This window comes from Arthrobacter echini, assembly GCF_008107445.1.
In the GTDB taxonomy this organism is placed as follows: Bacteria; Actinomycetota; Actinomycetes; order Actinomycetales; family Micrococcaceae; genus Arthrobacter_D; species Arthrobacter_D echini_A.
In genome coordinates this window covers 118,526-132,837 of the sequence record NZ_VSLD01000004.1, presented here as the reverse complement: position 1 = coordinate 132,837, position 14,312 = coordinate 118,526, and the positions used below count along the sequence as shown (strand labels likewise).

The following is a 14,312-nucleotide window of genomic DNA, read 5'->3' as shown; positions in this document are numbered from 1 at the left end:
GTGGTCGGCGCCTGGGCGGACCGGCCGCCGCTGTCAGGAGGAACTCCTGGACGCTGCTGGTCCCGTTACCCCGACACGTACCCCGACACACCGCTGAACGCGCTGATGCACCGAGGGTCAAGATTACGGCAGGACCGCAGCTTCCCGCAAATCAACGGGCTGCCGCCGGCCCTGCCGTCCCGGCCGGCTAGAGCTTCGAGGCGGGAACCCCGACACCGAAGATCAGCGGCTCCGAGCCACCCTCCTCCGGTTCCCGCACGGCCGGCGACGCCGCGGCCACGTGCCGTGATCCGGCAGCACCCTCGGCGCCCTCCGCACTGGCGGTGTCGATGGCCGTATCGGCCGCGCCCTGCGCACTGCGGGCGACCCGGCGGCCCCGCGGACGCCGGCCGCCGGTGGCGGACGGCACCTCGGCCCCCGTTCGGTACCCTGCCTCGCCGGAGCTGTCCTGCCCGGCTGCCTGAAGTGATACGGGAGCCTGTGCTGCCGGCTCGAACGCCTCGCTCAGGCTGTCGAGGGTCAGGCCGGTGGACGCCGCCCGGGACTCCCCCGGCTCCTCCGGGTGCTGCCGCTCCGCCCTGGGCAGAGTGAGCGTCTCGCCGTTGATGGTCAGCACGGCCTCCGTCACCTCGATCTCGGCGGGTCCGGCAGTGTCCCCCGCCGACTCGCCGGGCGCATGGTGCGTGGCCGCGGCGATGCTGGCGAGGGCCGCCCGCGCAGCCTCGGCCTTCGCGGCACGCTCGGGGTTCTCTGGGGCGGGCGGTGCGGGCTGCTGGGCGGAGCCCTCCTCCTGCTGCGGTCCCTTGGTCCTGTTCCGCTTCCGTTCGCTGCGGGACATACCCTGACGACCCTGCTGCTGGGTGTCGGGAGCAGGGGTGTGCCGGTGCTCCACGGGTTCCGCATGCGTGATGACGCCGCGGCCCTCGCAGTGCTGGCATTCTTCGCCGAACACCTCGAGCAGCCCGGTCCCCATGCGCTTGCGCGTCATCTGGACCAGACCCAGCGAGGTGACCTCGGCGACCTGGTGCTTAGTACGGTCCCTGCCGAGGCACTCGACGAGGCGCCGCAGCACGAGATCGCGATTGGCCTCCAGCACCATGTCGATGAAGTCGATGACGATGATCCCGCCGATGTCGCGGAGCCGCAGCTGGCGGACCACCTCCTCGGCCGCCTCCAGGTTGTTCTTGGTGACGGTCTCCTCGAGATTGCCGCCACTGCCGGTGAACTTGCCCGTGTTCACGTCGACAACCGTCATGGCCTCGGTGCGATCGATCACCAGCGAACCACCGGAGGGCAGGAAGACCTTGCGCTCCAGGGCCTTCGAGATCTGCTCGTCGATGCGCGACGCCGAGAAGATGTCCTCCTCGCTCGTCCACTTCTCGAGCCTGCCCACCAGATCCGGCGCCACGTACATCACGTACGCCTCGATGGTGTCCCAGGCCTCCTCGCCGGAGACCACGAGCTTGGAGAAGTCCTCGTTGAAGACGTCGCGGACCACCTTGATGGTCAGGTCGGGCTCGCCGTACAGCAGCTCCGGGGCGAGGGTCTTCGTCGAGCCGGCCTTGCGCTCGATCTCCTCCCACTGGGCGCGGAGGCGGTTGATGTCGTGGGTGAGCTCCTCCTCGCTCGCCCCCTCGGCCGCGGTGCGCACGATCACGCCGGCGTTCTCGGGCAGGCGGTCCTTGAGGATGCGCTTGAGGCGATTGCGTTCGACGTCGGGCAGCTTGCGGGAGATGCCGGTCATGGATCCACCCGGGACGTACACGAGGTAGCGGCCGGGCAGGGAGATCTGGCTGGTGAGGCGGGCACCCTTGTGGCCCACCGGGTCCTTCGTGACCTGCACGAGGACGGGGTCGCCGGACTTCAGTGCGAGCTCGATGCGACGCGGCTGCCCGTCGAGGCCGGCCGCATCCCAGTTGACCTCACCGGCGTAGAGCACGGCGTTGCGGCCGCGACCGATGTCGATGAAGGCTGCCTCCATGCTCGGGAGGACATTCTGGACCTTGCCCACGTACACGTTGCCGATCAGCGAGTCCTGCTGGGTCCTCGACACGAAGTGCTCCGCCAGCATCCCGTCCTCGAGCACGCCGATCTGGATCCTGTCGTCGCTCTGGCGGACGATCATCTGCCGATCGACCGACTCGCGGCGGGCGAGGAACTCGGCCTCGGTGATGACCTGGCGACGACGTCCCGTGTCCCGGGACTCCCGCCGACGCTGCTTCTTGGCCTCGAGCCGGGTGGAGCCGCGCACGCTGGTCACCTTGTCCGAGACGGGCTCGTTCGCCGCCCGGGGTGCCCGGACCCGCGTGACGGTGTTGGGTGGATCGTCGTCCTCGCCGCCCGTGAGTTCGAGGTCCTGATCGCCACGCCGACGACGACGACGCCGTCGCGAGCTGGTCCCGGGGCCCGAGCGGTCCGCGGACGCCTCGTCGCCGTCCTCGGTGTCGCCGTCCTGGTTGTCGCTGTCCTGGGTGTCGTTCGCCGCATCGCTCGTCGCACTGTCGCTGCGACCCCGGCTGCGGCCGCGCCGGCTCCGCCGGGCGCGCGGCGCCTGGTCATCGGAATCGTCGTCCGCGGGCTCGTCCTCGCGGGGCGGTGCCACCTCGACCGAGGGCACGGTGGTCACGCTCAGGTCCGGGGCGTGGAACAGCAGGGAGAGCGGTGATTCGGGCGGGCTGAAGGGATCGGGTTGAGGCGACGTCGCCTCCGTGCCCGTGGCGGCGTCCGCTCCGTCCTCCTCGGGAGTGTCCACGTCGGCGACCACCGGTGTGCCGGTAGCGGGCTGCGCTGTTTCGGGCTGCAGGTCATCGCCCTGCGCATCCGTCGTGGCTGCTCCACTGTCGGTCGGGGTGGTGGCCCTGCGACCCCGTCCCGAGGTCCGGCGTGCCCGGGTGGGTTTGGTGGGTGCAGCGTCCTCAGCGGCGCCGCCGTCAGCAGCACCGTCCGCCGTCGTACCGTCCACCGTCGTACCGGCGGCCGGAGACGCCTCGGAGAGCGACGGCGCGTCCGCGGGCGCCGCCTGGCCGGTCGCCGTCTCGTCGGGGGTCCGTGCGGGTCCTGCCGCGGCGGTCGCTGCCCTCCGGCGCCCACGGGGAGCGCGCGCCGGCGCTTCGGGAGCGGAGCCGGCCTCGGGAGCAGCGTCCGCCGTGCCGGAGGGGATCTGGCTGGTGGATGCCTGGCTGCTGGCGGCCTGGCTGGTGTCGGTCTGATCGGTATCGGCCTGGTCGGTCTTCGGTGCACGGGCGGCCCGCCGACGTGTCGGGGCCGGCGACCCGTCGGCAGGATCTCCTGCGGGCTCGGCGGCGGGCGGCGCTCCTGCCGGTGCGCTCGCGGTGCGGCGCTTCCGCGGCGCCCTCGCCGGAGGCGTGGTTGCCTCCGGTGCTGCGGGGGTGTCCTGCCCGGTCCCGTTGTCCTGCTGTGCTGGGTCCTGCTGTGCTGACTGATCCATGGATTCTCGCTCCAAGCCCCTGCGGCACCGGCCACATCCCAGCACCCTCGAGGGCGGTATGTCGGACCGCCGCGGGCCGTTCGCCCGGCGGCTGACCGGAAGTCGTTGTCGTGTCCTCCGGGGTCGCACCGTCTACGGGGTGCGGAATCACTCGAGGGACCAGTGGCGCTTTTCCACCTCAGCCGTCCTTGTCGACGGTGGGTTCCGTGAGCGGATTCTGCCGATGTCCGCCGCTGGGACGGACGCGGTAGGGCTGAAGCATCGCTCGCGGAACGGAAGCCTGTCACTGGACCGGCGCGGGAATGTGGTTCCCCCACCAGCCTTCGCCATTCTCTCACACGGGCCCCGGAAAGCAGCCTCGGGCAACCGGTGTGCCGCCCGCCCGCGGGCATCAGCCGTGCGGGTACTGACCCGTGACGGGGGACTCCTCCTCCGCGAGGGGCCGTGCCACGGGCACCTTCGTCCCGAGCACCTGGGCGACGACGTCGTAGGTGATCTTCTGGGCCGTGAGACCCACGCGCTCGAGCACCTGGGCGCGTGTGCCGTGATCGAGGAACTCGACGGGGAGGCCCACCTCGTTCAGTGCCGTGTCCACGCCGGCGGAGCGCATCTCCTGCCTGATCCGCGACCCCACGCCCCCGGCGCGCACGCCGTCCTCGATGACGATCACGATGCGGTGGTCCGCGGCCAGGCCGATCACCGACGACGGGACCGGCAGCAACCAGCGCGGGTCGATGACGGTGGAGCTGATCCCCTGGGCACCGAGCCTGCCGGACACCTCGAGCGCGAGTTCGCTCATGGCGCCGACGCTCACGATCAGGACGTCGTTCCGGTGCGAGCCCGACGGGCGCCGCGCCAGGATGTCGACGCCGTCGTCGAGGCGTTCGACGGCGTCGATCTCGGCACCGACGGAACCCTTGGAGTAGCGCACCACGCTCGGGGCATCGGAGATGGCGACGGCCTCGCGGAGTTCCTCGCGCAGCCGGGAGGCGTCGCGGGGCGCGGCCAGATGCAGGCCCGGCACCGCCTGCAGCATGGCGAGATCCCACATGCCGTGGTGGCTCGCGCCGTCGGGCCCCGTGACGCCCGAGCGGTCCAGCACCACGGTGACGCCCGCACGGTGCAATGCCACGTCCATGAGAAGCTGATCGAAGGCACGGTTCAGGAACGTCGCGTACAGTGCCACGACCGGGTGAAGCCCGCCGTAGGCCATTCCGGCCGCGCTGGTAAGGGCGTGCTGCTCGGCGATCCCGACGTCGAAGACCCGGTCGGGGTGGCGCGCGGCGAAGCGGTGGAGACCTACGGGGATGAGCATGGCGCCGGTGATCCCGACGATGTCGGGGCGTTCGTCGGCGAGGTCGGCGATCTCGTTCGCGAAGACCGACGTCCATGACTGCTGGCCCGCGGCATCCATCGGATCGCCCGTCTCCGGGTCGATCACGCCGACGGCATGGAACTGGTCGGCCTCGTGCGCGCGGGCCGGGGCGTAGCCGTGACCCTTCTCCGTGATGGCGTGCACGATCACGGGTCCCTCGTAGTTCTTGGCGAGCTGCAGGGCCTGCTCGACGGCGGACTGGTCGTGCCCGTCCACGGGTCCCACGTACTTCATGCCGAGGTCCTCGAAGAGTCCCTGCGGCGCCCACCAGTCCTTGATGCCCTTCTTCATGGCGTGGAGGCTCTTGTAGCTGAACTCACCGGCCGGACCACCGTTCTGCATCCGGGCCTTCACCCAGTCCAGGGTCCGCTCGTAGATGTGGTGGGTCCGCACGGAGTCCAGCGTGGGGCGCAGCGAGGCGAGGTAGTCGGCGACTCCGCCGATCGTCGGCGCGTAGGACCTGCCGTTGTCGTTCACCACGATCACGACCCGCCGCCGCTTGTCCGCAGCGATGTTGTTCAGTGCCTCCCAGGCCATGCCGCCCGTGAGCGCCCCGTCGCCGACGAGGACGACCGTGTACCGCTCGCCCTCGTGCGTGAGGACGCGGGCCCGGGAGATGCCGTCGGCCCAGGAGAGGGAGGACGAGGCGTGGGAACTCTCGACGACGTCGTGCACGGACTCCGCGCGCGAGGGGTAGCCGGAGAGGCCTCCCTGCTGGCGGAGCGTGCTGAAGTCCTGCCGCCCGGTCACGAGCTTGTGGACATAGGACTGGTGTCCGGTGTCGAAGATGACGCTGTCGCGCGGCGAGTCGAAGATCCGGTGGATCCCCAGGGTCAGTTCGACCACGCCAAGGTTGGGGCCGAGATGACCGCCGGTCCGTGAGACGTTGCTGACCAGGAAGGTCCGGATCTCCTGGGCGAGAGCTCGCAGCTGGGATCCGCTGAGCTTGCTCAGGTCCTGTGGGCCGCGAATGGTCTCCAAGAGTCCCATCGGCGCCTCCTCGGTTCGTTGGGCGTGGCGGCGGGAGAACCGCCGGTGACTGACCATTACTCTAACGTTCGGTGCCCGTGCGGGGTGCCATCGGCTCGCAGGCGGTGTCTCGCGTGTGCCGTATCTCCCGGCGTTGTCGGCTGCTCACGCCCGCGGCGGCAGGAGCCGTGCGAAGGACTCCATGTGATGCGTGTGCGGATAGAGATCGAAGACGCGCAGCGTGTCCAGGGACCAGCCGGCTGTGAGGAAATAGCCGAGATCCCGGGCGAACGATGCCGGATCGCAGGACACGTAGCCCACCGCCCTCGGTCGTGCGGCGATGATCTGCCCCACGACCTTCCTCCCGGCACCGGCCCGCGGTGGATCGAGCAGGACGGCGTCGAGCGGGTCGCTCCAGCGGCCCAGGGCTGCATCCACGCGGCCCTGGACGATGGAGGCCTGCGCCTGGCCGTGGAGATTGCGGCGTGCATCCCGCACCGTCCCGGCGGAGCCCTCGACCGACAGGACGGCGCCACCGGGACCGACGGCGCGGGCGAGCGGGACGGTGAACAGGCCGGCACCGGCGTACAGGTCGGCCAGACGCTCCCCCGCAGCGGGCTGGAGGCCGTCGAGCACGGCACCGACGAGCGTCTCCGGGGCCCCGCGGTGGATCTGCCAGAATCCTGCTCCCGTGATGCGGTAGTCGACACCGAGCACTGATTCCTGCAGCCACGTGCGCCCCTTGAGCCGCTGCACGCGGCCCGACTCCGGGTCGAGGACCGCCACGGACGCACCGGTGATCGCGGCGGCGATGGCCGCGACGCGCCGCGGGTGCGTGCCGGCCGAAGGGACGAGCAGCACGAGCGGCTCTCCCCCGCCGGACGGGACCGCGACGTCGACCCGGTCGACACCCGTGAGATCGATCGCCCAGAGTCCGAGCGCGTTGACCGCCGGGACGGCGAGGGGCATCTCGCGGACCTGGACCACCTCGTGCGAGCGGTGCTGGTGCATGGCCAGGTGACCGGACCGGTCCACGGCGAAGGCCGCGCGGGTCCGCCATCCTAGCCCGTCCTCCGCCTCGCCGGGCGCCGCCTCCACGGTGGGTGTGCGCTCGGCGTGGGCCAGGCGTTCCAGTTGCTCCCGGAAGATCGCGCCCTTCAGGCGCCGCTGCTCGCCGAGCCGGATATGCCCGAACTCTGCTCCACCCACGGCCGCGCGTCCCCGCGCGGCAGCGGCGAGCGCGTCCGCGGGCCGCCATGGGTGCCCGGTGCGCTGGGGGGAGGCCTCGAGCACCTCGACGACGTCGGCCCGCCAGAAACTGGCGGTGGGCTCCGTCTCCGTGAAGCGCACCCGGACCCGCTCGTCCGGCAGTGCGTGCCGGACGAACACCACGCGGCCCTCGTGACGGGCCACGAAGTGGCCGCCGTGGGCTGGCCTGCCGATGGTCAGCTCGACGTCCGGGACCACCTCGGTGGGCTGTGGAGCGGTGGGCTGCTGCCCGGCGGTCGCGGTGGCTGGGGCGTCGGTCATGGCGTCCTCCTACTTCAGATCCTGGTAGCTGCGGGTCGCGTCCGAGGACGCGAGCTGCCAGGGGACACTCGCGACCATCACTCCGGGGACGAAGTGCAGGCGCGCCTTGATGCGCAGGGCGGTCTGGTTGTGGACGAGTTGCTCCCACCATTTTCCCACCACGTACTCCGGGATGTAGACCACGATCAGATCCCGCGGGGAGTCCCGGCGCATGGTGCGGATGTACTCGAGGATCGGGGCGATGGTGTCCCGGTAGGGCGAGGCGAGCACGGTGATGGGCACGGGGATCTCGTACTTCTGCCAGTCCGCGAGGGTGGTCCGCGTCTGTTCCGGGTCTACGTCCACCGTGATGGCGTCGAGGCGGGAGGGCCGCGAGGCGCGGGCGAACGCCAGGGCGCGCAGGACCGGCTTCCGGACGTGCGAGACGAGGATCACGGCATGCACGCGGGAGGGCAGGGCCCGAAGCCTGACGGCGTCGTCGATCGCGAGTTCACTGGCCACTGAGTCGTAGTGTCTCTTGATGCTGCGCATGAGGCCGAAGAGGACGGCCATGGCGAGCACCGCGATCCAGGCGCCGTACTCGAACTTGGTGATGAGGATGACCACCAGGACTGCCGCTGTGAGGGCGAAACCCAGCGTGTTGATGGCGCGCGACTTGTGGATCCTCCAGCGGTTCTGCTTTCCCACGGTGCTGCGCAGTTCCCTGTTCCAGTGCCGGATCAGTCCCAGCTGGCCGCCGGTGAACGAGACGAAGACCCCCACGATGTACAGCTGGACGAGGGCCGTGACGTCCGCCCGGAAGAGGAGGATCAGCACGACGGCGCCCAGGCCCAGCGCGAGGATCCCGTTACTGAAGGTGAGGCGGTCCCCCCTCGTGCGCAGCTGGCGCGGCAGGTAGCCGTCGGTGGCCAGGATGGATGCCAGGACGGGGAAGGCGTTGAACGCCGCGTGCCCGGCGAGCATCAGGATGAGCGCCGTCGCCGCGACCACGAGGTAGAAGGCGGATGAGCCGGCGGTGAAGACGGTCCGTGCGAGCTGGCTGACCACGGGCGACTGGATGTAGTCCCCCGGCACCGGCCGGCCGTCCAGCAGTAGTTGCGCGGCCGGATTCTGCACCACATGGACGCGTGTGGCATTGGCCAGGTAGATCACCCCGGCGAGCATCGCCGCGGACACGAGACCGAGCACCAGGAGCGTCGTGGCGGCGTTGCGGCTCTTCGGTGCCTCGAAACGCGGCACATTGGCGCCGGGCCCCTCCAGACCGGTCAGGGCGGCGGCTCCTGCCGAGAAGGCCCGGAGGATCAGCAGGGCGCCCGCCAGCCCCACCAGGCCGGCGTCGAGCCCCGCGTCGGGGAGGATCTCGAAGCGGGAGCTCGGTGCCTCACCGAGCGTCCCCGAGAACGACTGGACGATGCCTGTGACGCAGAGGGCCAGGATTCCCGCGAGGAAGACGTAGGTCACGACGGCGCGCGCCCGGACCCCGCGCGTGATGCCGCGGAGGTTGAGCAGTACGAGGATCCCCACGCCGACGACGGCGAGCACCACGCGCGCGTCCTCCAGCGAGGGTGCGAGCGAGACCACGTACTGGGCCGCGGCCGAGACCGACACCGCAACGGTGAGCAGGTAGTCGATCATGAGCGCGGCGGCCACGGTGGCACCGGCCCGCGGACCGATGTTCTGCTTCGCGATCTCGTAGTCACCGCCCCCGGCCGGGTAGGCATGCACCGCCTGGCGGTAGGAGGCGACCACCACGAGCAGGACGACGATCACGGCCAGTCCGATCCACGGCGAGATGGTCACCGACGCCACACCGGCCAGGGCGAGGGTGAGGAGGATCTCGTCGGGAGCGTACGCCACGGAGGAGAGGGCGCTCGCCGAGAACACGGGCATGGCGAGGCGCTTGGGGAGGGCCTTGTTCCTCAGCCTGTCACTGGCGAAGGGCTTGCCCACCAGCACCCGCTTGACGGCCTCGAGAAAAGTCAGCACAGCCCACACCCTAGCGCGTCCGCCCTCGCGGGCAGCCACTAGGCTTGAGGCCGGTAACGCACGGAACAGCAGGATCTGTGCCGGGAATCAGTCAGGAATCAGGGGTGCCGCGGGTGGCTCATTTTGTGATCATGGGATGCGGGAGGGTAGGGGTCAGTCTTGCGCACACACTGGACGAATCCGGCCACTCGGTCGCGATCATCGACCAGGACGACCGTGCTTTCCGACGGCTGCGCTCCAGCTTCGGTGGGCGCAAGGTCACCGGGGTCGGGTTCGACCGGGACACCCTGAAATCCGCGGAGATCGAGGACGCCTACGCCTTCGCCGCCGTGTCCAGCGGTGACAACTCCAATATCCTCGCCACCCGCGTGGCTCGGGAGACCTTCCACGTGCCGCACGTCGTCGCCCGCATCTACGACCCGGGACGCGCGGAGATCTACCAGCGGCTCGGGATCCCCACGGTTGCCGCCGTCCGCTGGAGCGCCGACCAGGTGCTGCGACGCATCCTGCCCGAGCAGACGATCAACGGCGACTTCCGCGAGACCTCCGGGAGGCTCATCCTCGCGGAGCTGGCCCTGAGCGCAGGATGGCTCGGCAGATCCCTGCGCTCCATCGAGGTGGCGAGCGGTGTGCGCATCGCCTATCTCACCCGCTTCGGCGAGGGCATCCTGCCCACCTCGGAGACGAGCTACCAGCAGGGCGACATCCTGCATGCCATGATGCAGACCACGGCGACCGACGAGATCGGCCGGATCCTCGCCGCCGCGCCGAAGGAGGAGATCCAGTGAGGGTCGTCATCGCGGGAGCGGGCAGTGTCGGCTCGTCGATCGCCCGGGAACTGCTCGGCAACAAGCACGAGATCCTGCTCATCGACGAGAAACCCGAGGCCATCGGGCGCAGCGGCCTCAAGGGTGCCAAGTGGTTGATCGGCGATGCCTGCGAGCTGACGACCCTCAAGGACGCACATCTGGAGGAGGCCGACGTCGTCGTCTCGGCCACCGGCGACGACAAGGTCAACCTGGTGGTGTCCCTGCTCGCGAAGAGCGAGTTCGGGGTGGGCCGCACGGTGGGCCGGGTCAACAACCCGAAGAACGACTGGATGTTCGACGACTCCTGGGGCGTGGATGTCGCGGTCAACACTCCGCGCCTCATGACGGCGCTCGTGGAGGAGGCCGTGGAGATCGGAGACCTGGTGCGCCTGCTGACGCTGCAGACCGGTGTCTCGTCCATCGTGGAGTTCACGGTGCCGCAGGACTCCCCCCTCGTGGGTGGCACCATCGGCGCGGTCACGCTGCCGGAGGACTGCGCGGTGGTGGCCATCCTGCGGGACGATTCGCCGTTCAGCCCCAGCCCGGACGACGTCATCGAGGCCGGGGACGAGATCTTCTTCCTGGCTGCCATCGCTGTGGAGGACGAGCTGCGGGTGGCCCTCGCCGCCCGCAGCGACGGGGACTAGGCCGGATCGTCGGCGTTGCTCGCCGGCAGGGTCCGCGGCCGGGAGACCAGCCAGGCCAGCCAGAGCCCGAGGGCGTAGAGCGGCAGTCCCATGGCCACGCGTGAGGACCCGAGCGCCGTCACGTTGTCGGCGAGGTAGAGAGGCACCTGCACCGCGAGACGCAGCGCGAGTACGGAGACGATGATCCACGTCGCGACGGCGTAGGCGCGCACGCGCACCGGGTCCTTCCGCCAGTCGATGCCCTCGTTGCGGATGAAGCCGAAGAGCAGTCCGGCGAAGGGCCAGCGGATGGACACCGAGATCGCCATCGCGACGATGTAGGCGCCGTTGATGAAGAATCCCGGAAGGAAGAAATCCGTGGCGTTGCCGGTCCGCTGCGCCACGAAGGCGCAGAAGGCGACGCCGACGAGGCCCGCGATCGCCTGGGTGAGGGGTTTCCGTGCCACGAGGCGGAGGACGGTGAAGACCGCGGAGAGGGCCAGCGCCGCGACGAGCGAGACGGTCAGGTCCCGGGTGACGGTGAAGACGACGGTGAAGACGAGGCCGGGGACGATGCTCTCGGCGAGGCCCTGTACCCCGCCGATGGAGGAGAGCACGTCGATCTGGCCGGAGTCGTGACGGCGTACCCCGGATCTGGCCGCGTACTGGGAGGCCACCTCGGCCGCCGTCGGTCCCGCCTGCTCTCCGGCCCTTCCCCCGGCACCGGCCCGTCCCGCGGGCTGAGCGGAGGACGGCGGAGCTGCCGGGGTGTCCCGGTCGGGTGGATCGGAGGCTGCGCCTGGCTCGCCGGTCGGGTGGCTCATGTCAGTTCTCCTCGGGTCGGCCGATGATCTCGTAGCGGGGGTTGTACACGGTGGGGGTACCGGCGACCCGGCTCAGCATCCCCTCGAAGCGCAGGGCCACACCGGCCTGGACTCCGGGGACCCGCCGCTGACCCATCCAGATGATGCGGATGCTCTCCCCCGCGCCGATCCGGCCGTCCTGATCGAGCCGCGCGAGGACGGTGAACGACGGCGTCGCGGACGCCGGGGCGATCGTCACGCGCTCGATGACCCCCCGCGCCCTGATCCTGCCGCGCTCGGGCAGCGGGACCCAGGAGTCACCGCGTTCTGCGGCCGGGACGCCGGGGGCCTCATCGGGAGTGTGCGGTCGGACGGCCACGCTGCCCTAGCGGGTCTCGGTGATCTCGGGACCGCGCTCCAGCGGGTTCGGAAGATCCCGGGCGGCTACGGGCCCTGCGGCCGGCGGCGCTTCGGCGGCGCTGGTCGGCAGTCTCAGCTGCAGCAGTTCGCGTGGCGGCAGCGGCTGGTCCCCGCGGACGACGACGACGCTGCGGAAGAGCTGTTCCACCGGCGCCGCGGCTTCGGGCTGCAGTGCGGCCGGTCCGCCGAGGACGCCCCGCAGGAACCAGCGGGGCCCATTGACGCCCACGAAGCGCGCCAGGCGGACACCGGCCTGGCCGTCGGGCGTCTGCGCGGGGACCTTCGCCAGCAGTTCCGTACCGAGGACGCCGTATCGTTCCTCCACAGTGCCGCCCTGGGAGCCCACCGAGGCGCCGATCTGCTCCCGGATCTCGTCCCACAGACCCTCGGTCTTCGGAGCGGCGAAGGCCTGCAGTTGCAGCGTGGACCCGCCGAGATCCAGGGTGACGGCGATCACCCGCTTGCTGCGCTCCTCGACCTCGAGCCGCAGCTGGAGCCCCTCGGCCGCATTGATCCGCAGTGCACCGAGATCGATGTAGCCGGACTCCGTGTCCTGCTCCGAGGCGTCGAAGGGTCCGAGGGTGGCCCGGTCGTACTCGGCGCTCGAGACGTGCGCCGGCGGAACGGAGGCAGCGGCGGTCACGGCGTCGGGAATGGGCCCACCATCCGTGGTGGTGGGGCCGGTCCCGGACTCACCGGTCTCTCCTTCTGCAGGCCCGGTGCCGGTGGTGACCGACGGGGTCTGCGCGGCCTCCGCCGATGCCGCCCGGTCGGTGGAGTCGTCCTGCTTCTTCTTCCTCGAGCGCCCAAAAGCCATGTACGGGGTCCTTCCTGGTTGATCGGATGAGGTATTCGGTGAGGTGGTCGCGATACGCGGTCAGGGGCAGGAGATCACTCAGCCGCCGAAGCCGCCCGTGGATCCGAAGCCCGCGTCGCCCCGCGCACTCGCGGGCAACCGGTCCACCGTCGTGAATACGGCGTGCTCCACGCGCTGGATGACCAGCTGGGCGATGCGGTCGCCCCGGCGCAGGCGCACGGCCTCGGCGGGATCGGTGTTCAGCAGGCAGACCATGATCTCACCCCGGTACCCGGCGTCCACCGTGCCCGGCGCGTTGACGATCGTGACGCCGTGCCGTGCAGCGAGGCCCGATCTCGGGTGGACCAGGCCCACGTATCCGAACGGAAGGGCGAGAGCGACACCCGTGGGGACGAGCTCCCGCTGACCCGGTGCGAGCAGCACATCGACGGCGGTGCGCAGGTCGGCTCCCGCGTCTCCCGCCGTTGCGTACGAGGGAGGTTCGAGGCCGTCGTCGAGCATCATGATCTGGACCGGGAGGCCCTGCTGTATACCCATTGACCGCTTCTCCAACGCAACCCGTCCGGTGACCCAGCCCCCCACTTTAGCGCCTTCACCGGAGGGCGGCCCGACTCCGGGCGAAAGAGTGGAATGCTGGAGTCATGTCCAGCGCGCCGAGGGAAGTACCTCCGAACACATCAGACCGGACCGTCCTCTACGACGAGCGCCTCTGGCCCTCCTTCTGGGTCTGGGTCATCGCGACGGGCTTCTCCTCCGCCACCATCGTGATGTTCGCACCCATCTCGATGCTCGTCGGGTACTCGGTCGCGGCGGTCGTCGCGGCAGTGGTCTTCACGCTGCTCATCCTCTCCACGCCGCGCATCACCGTCACGCCCGGGACCCTCAGCGTGGGCCGCGCCACCATCGAGCGCAAATACCTCGGGGAGGTGTCCTGGTTCGCCGGGGAGGATGCCACCTTCCAGCGCGGGCGTGGGTTGAACGGGCTGACGTACCTGTGCATCAGGGGGTGGATCTCCCCGGTCGTCAAGGTGGAGGTCACGGATCCGGAGGACCGCACCCCCTACTGGCTCACCTCGTCCCGGACACCGGAACGCCTCGCGGCGGCCCTGGCCGGCTGAGCCGGCCAGGCGTCAACCCTCGCAGTCGACGCAGTAGGGCACACCGTGGCGGTGCACCGCGAGCTGGGATCGATGGCGCACCAGGAAGCAGGAGGCACAGGTGAATTCGTCCGCCTGGGCCGGCAGGATCTCCACGGAGATCTCCTCGGTGGCCGGATCGGCCCCCGGAAGGTCGTAGGCGTCGGCAGCCCGCACCTCGTCGTCGTCGATCACCTGCTGCTGCGTATGGTTCGTGGCCATCCGTGTGCCTGCCTTCCGTCGTCCCCGACCCCGTCCGATCCTGCCGGAACCGGGTCCACTCGGCTGCCATAACGCAGGGAACCGCGGATTTGTGCCCGCGAAGGCCCGGTCCGGTCCGCCACGCCTCGGGGTGTAGTAGGAATGAGTGCGATTCAGTGGCACAGTTTCACC

11 protein-coding genes and 1 pseudogene are annotated in these 14,312 nt (G+C 70.4%); 3 read left to right on the top strand and 9 right to left on the bottom strand.

Annotated elements, in window-relative coordinates; all coding sequences use genetic code 11:
* Positions 1–187: 187 nt before the first annotated feature.
* The 4 genes from FQ377_RS09825 to FQ377_RS09810 all read right to left on the bottom strand — a co-directional run bounded on the left by FQ377_RS09825 (position 188) and on the right by FQ377_RS09810 (position 9,308).
* On the bottom strand, positions 188–3,448 hold the full coding sequence (locus FQ377_RS09825) for an Rne/Rng family ribonuclease (RefSeq protein WP_148601084.1): 3,261 nt from the start codon (positions 3,446–3,448) through the stop codon (positions 188–190).
* Between the two features lie 391 nt (positions 3,449–3,839).
* Positions 3,840–5,813, bottom strand: a complete 1,974-nt coding sequence (dxs, locus tag FQ377_RS09820; RefSeq protein ID WP_148601083.1) for a 1-deoxy-D-xylulose-5-phosphate synthase — start codon at positions 5,811–5,813, stop codon at positions 3,840–3,842.
* A 144-nt stretch (positions 5,814–5,957) separates the two neighbouring features.
* Positions 5,958–7,322, bottom strand: coding sequence for a class I SAM-dependent RNA methyltransferase (locus FQ377_RS09815; RefSeq protein ID WP_148601082.1), 1,365 nt, complete (start codon positions 7,320–7,322; stop codon positions 5,958–5,960).
* Positions 7,323–7,331: 9 nt separating this feature from the next.
* Positions 7,332–9,308 carry an APC family permease gene (locus FQ377_RS09810; protein ID WP_262364385.1) on the bottom strand — a complete coding sequence of 659 codons (1,977 nt, stop codon included), beginning with the start codon at positions 9,306–9,308 and terminating at the stop codon, positions 7,332–7,334.
* A gap of 113 nt (positions 9,309–9,421) precedes the next feature.
* On the opposite strand from FQ377_RS09810, the gene FQ377_RS09805 reads away from it, so the two are divergent.
* Both FQ377_RS09805 and FQ377_RS09800 read left to right on the top strand, forming a co-directional pair.
* The gene (locus tag FQ377_RS09805) at positions 9,422–10,096 is read left to right on the top strand and encodes a potassium channel family protein (RefSeq protein ID WP_148601081.1); all 675 of its coding nucleotides are present in this window, start codon (positions 9,422–9,424) and stop codon (positions 10,094–10,096) included.
* Complete coding sequence (locus tag FQ377_RS09800; protein ID WP_148601080.1) at positions 10,093–10,764, top strand: potassium channel family protein; 672 nt, start codon at positions 10,093–10,095, stop codon at positions 10,762–10,764. Before FQ377_RS09805 ends, FQ377_RS09800 begins: the two co-directional genes overlap by 4 nt.
* Here FQ377_RS09800 and FQ377_RS09795 read toward each other — a convergent pair.
* The 4 genes from FQ377_RS09795 to dut form a co-directional block, all read right to left on the bottom strand.
* Complete coding sequence (locus FQ377_RS09795) at positions 10,761–11,567, bottom strand: DUF3159 domain-containing protein (protein WP_148601079.1); 807 nt, start codon at positions 11,565–11,567, stop codon at positions 10,761–10,763. The genes FQ377_RS09800 and FQ377_RS09795 overlap by 4 nt on opposite strands.
* A gap of 1 nt (position 11,568) precedes the next feature.
* Positions 11,569–11,925, bottom strand: coding sequence for a hypothetical protein (locus FQ377_RS09790; RefSeq protein ID WP_262364384.1), 357 nt, complete (start codon positions 11,923–11,925; stop codon positions 11,569–11,571).
* A 6-nt stretch (positions 11,926–11,931) separates the two neighbouring features.
* Positions 11,932–12,783, bottom strand: coding sequence for a DUF3710 domain-containing protein (locus FQ377_RS09785; protein WP_148601078.1), 852 nt, complete (start codon positions 12,781–12,783; stop codon positions 11,932–11,934).
* 78 nt (positions 12,784–12,861) lie between these two features.
* Entirely contained in the window at positions 12,862–13,320 is a 459-nt protein-coding gene (dut, locus tag FQ377_RS09780; RefSeq protein ID WP_148601077.1) for a dUTP diphosphatase, read from the bottom strand.
* Positions 13,321–13,424: 104 nt separating this feature from the next.
* On the opposite strand from dut, the gene FQ377_RS09775 reads away from it, so the two are divergent.
* Positions 13,425–13,901, top strand: coding sequence for a DUF3093 domain-containing protein (locus FQ377_RS09775; protein WP_148601076.1), 477 nt, complete (start codon positions 13,425–13,427; stop codon positions 13,899–13,901).
* A gap of 12 nt (positions 13,902–13,913) precedes the next feature.
* On the opposite strand, the pseudogene FQ377_RS09770 reads toward FQ377_RS09775, so the two are convergent.
* Positions 13,914–14,123, bottom strand: a pseudogene (locus tag FQ377_RS09770) (DUF4193 family protein); the annotation flags it as partial.
* Positions 14,124–14,312: the final 189 nt, after the last annotated feature.